3 protein-coding genes and 1 pseudogene are annotated in these 2,274 nt (G+C 54.8%); all 4 read left to right on the top strand.

Annotated elements, in window-relative coordinates; genetic code table 11:
- The first annotated feature begins 132 nt into the window (after positions 1-132).
- Positions 133-198, top strand: coding sequence for an erythromycin resistance leader peptide (locus FME68_RS13475; protein WP_071569110.1), 66 nt, complete (start codon positions 133-135; stop codon positions 196-198).
- Between the two features lie 99 nt (positions 199-297).
- Positions 298-1,152, top strand: coding sequence for a 23S ribosomal RNA methyltransferase Erm (erm, locus tag FME68_RS12840; protein WP_005390949.1), 855 nt, complete (start codon positions 298-300; stop codon positions 1,150-1,152).
- 164 nt (positions 1,153-1,316) lie between these two features.
- Positions 1,317-1,734, top strand: a pseudogene (locus FME68_RS13100) (transposase family protein); the annotation flags it as partial.
- Between the two features lie 380 nt (positions 1,735-2,114).
- A partial coding sequence (locus FME68_RS13530; protein WP_439329295.1) for a transposase-like zinc-binding domain-containing protein occupies positions 2,115-2,274 on the top strand: 160 nt, incomplete at its 3' end.

The raw sequence follows: 2,274 nt of genomic DNA, 5'->3' as shown, positions 1-2,274 counted from the left end.
AACAGGACGCCCAGCCCTCTACGACAACGCTATCGACACCGACTACACCCACTCAATCGGCATTCAAAAAGGCCAAATCTAACCCCCGCGACACGCCGAGCCAGACACACATTTTGACCCTTAACCCTTTAAATGGATATAATTAGACCCATGTTGATTTCAGGTACCGCTTTCTTGCGGTTGCGCACCAACCGCTAAGGCGGTTTCCTACCCCGTAGGTTAAAAACCGCTCCGGTCCTTTAGCCGGGCGGCTATTTGTTATGCCCGGCTCCCTTTCAAATCCAAGGAGCACACCTGATGTCTGCATACGGACACGGCCGTCACGAGCATGGCCAAAATTTTCTCACCAACCACAAGATCATCAACTCCATCATCGACCTTGTGAAACAAACCTCCGGCCCCATCATTGAGATCGGACCAGGAAGCGGTGCCCTCACTCACCCGATGGCCCACTTGGGGAGGGCGATAACGGCAGTTGAAGTGGACGCAAAACTAGCTGCCAAAATCACACAAGAAACCTCCTCGGCGGCGGTCGAAGTGGTCCATGATGATTTCCTTAACTTCCGGTTACCCGCCACTCCCTGCGTCATTGTGGGAAACATTCCCTTTCACCTCACCACTGCCATTCTTCGAAAGTTGCTGCATGCGCCAGCATGGACTGACGCTGTACTCCTCATGCAGTGGGAAGTCGCTCGCCGCCGGGCCGGGGTAGGCGCAAGCACGATGATGACGGCTCAGTGGTCCCCATGGTTCACATTTCACCTGGGTTCTCGGGTACCAAGGACTGCTTTCCGGCCACAGCCAAACGTTGACGGGGGGATCTTAGTGATCCGCCGGGTGGGTGACCCGAAGATTCCGATAGAGCAGCGCAAAGCCTTTCAGGCGATGGTGCACACCGTTTTCACTGCCCGGGGACGCGGGATAGGGGAAATTCTCCGAAGGGCAGGGTTGTTTTCATCACGTTCAGAAACACAATCATGGTTGCGCTCGCGAGGAATCGACCCCGCGACCCTACCTCCCAGATTGCACACCAACGACTGGATCGATCTCTTCCAGGTGACTGGTTCCTCTCTACCTCACCATCGACCCATTTCACCATCGGGAAGTAGTCAACGACCTCCTCAACGGAAAAACCGAAGCCGGCGGCGTTAATCCCCACCAAAACCGAAATCCACCAGTAGTACTAAAAGGGCTCTTCCGGTTTTAGAGTGCATTGATTAGTTCGCCGGGGGTTCGGGCGTGGCACAAGATATTGGGGTCCTTGGCTTTGTAGGAAAAAGGTATCTAATCCATCCGTACAAAACTAAGGACCTACTGTGCAGCCTAACGGAAATGTCATCGTCGATACCATCTGCCGCACCGCAAAACTAGGAACTACTATCACCGGTGCCACAGAAAACGGTGACGTCACTGTTATTGAAGCCGAACCCGTCGAGCCGATCAATGAATGCCCTACCTGCGGGCAGCCTGGAGTATTCCGCGACCACGTCATCCGCAGCCTGGTCGATCTGCCCATCGTCGGCCACCCAACAACTTCATGTGCGCCTTCCACGCTACCGGTGCACCAACAAGCGTTGCTTGCAGAAGATCTTCCGTGCTGGCCTTGCCTGCACGCCCGACAATTCAAAGACCACGGACCAGGTGACCCACTGGATCCTGCAACGACTCTGCCTAAATCGGATGAGCGTTGCCGCTGCACCCAAGTCATTAGGCCTGGGGTGGGATATGAAGTGTCCCAGGTTTTGTTCCGTTTGATGAAACCCGTTTTTGAAACAACGTACGGAGCACAACGCACGCCGATGCCAAAGCTTCCGCAACATCGACTACCTCATCAAACCCACGACAGTGGGATTCACACCCTCAATCCCCACGCGTGCAATCTGGGTTAAGGGTCAAAAAGTGTGTCCGGAATCGCGGATTTTCACGGATTGACCTGTAGGTTTCCGGAAAGTATATGCTCCGGAAGCATATATCTAGCCCCCGACGGGAAATCCTCGGTGTGGCAGCCGTGATGTGCTATGCGCGGCGTGGTGTGGTGTCGCAATGTCGAAGAACTGTTCGGAGTACCTAGGCATGGTGGTAGATTACCTTTCTTCCCAACCCAACCGGGCTGGATATCAGGTGTCTACCTAACAGGGGTCAGGTCCAACCAACCACGCTGCCACTGCGGCGGTGAAATGAAACGCAACGGCACCACCAGCAAAGGCACCACCAGATGGCGCTGCAAACAATGCGGCGCCTCCAGCGTCAAACGTCGAAACGACATCACCAACG

This window comes from Corynebacterium hiratae (assembly GCF_009708045.1).
Taxonomy (GTDB): Bacteria; Actinomycetota; Actinomycetes; order Mycobacteriales; family Mycobacteriaceae; genus Corynebacterium; species Corynebacterium hiratae.
This window is presented reverse-complemented; position numbering and strand designations above follow the sequence as displayed.

Coding starts and splice junctions, on each gene's coding strand:
- erm (WP_005390949.1), top strand. CDS start 298: ATGTCTGCATACGGACACGGCCGTCACGAGCATGGCCAAAATTTTCTC.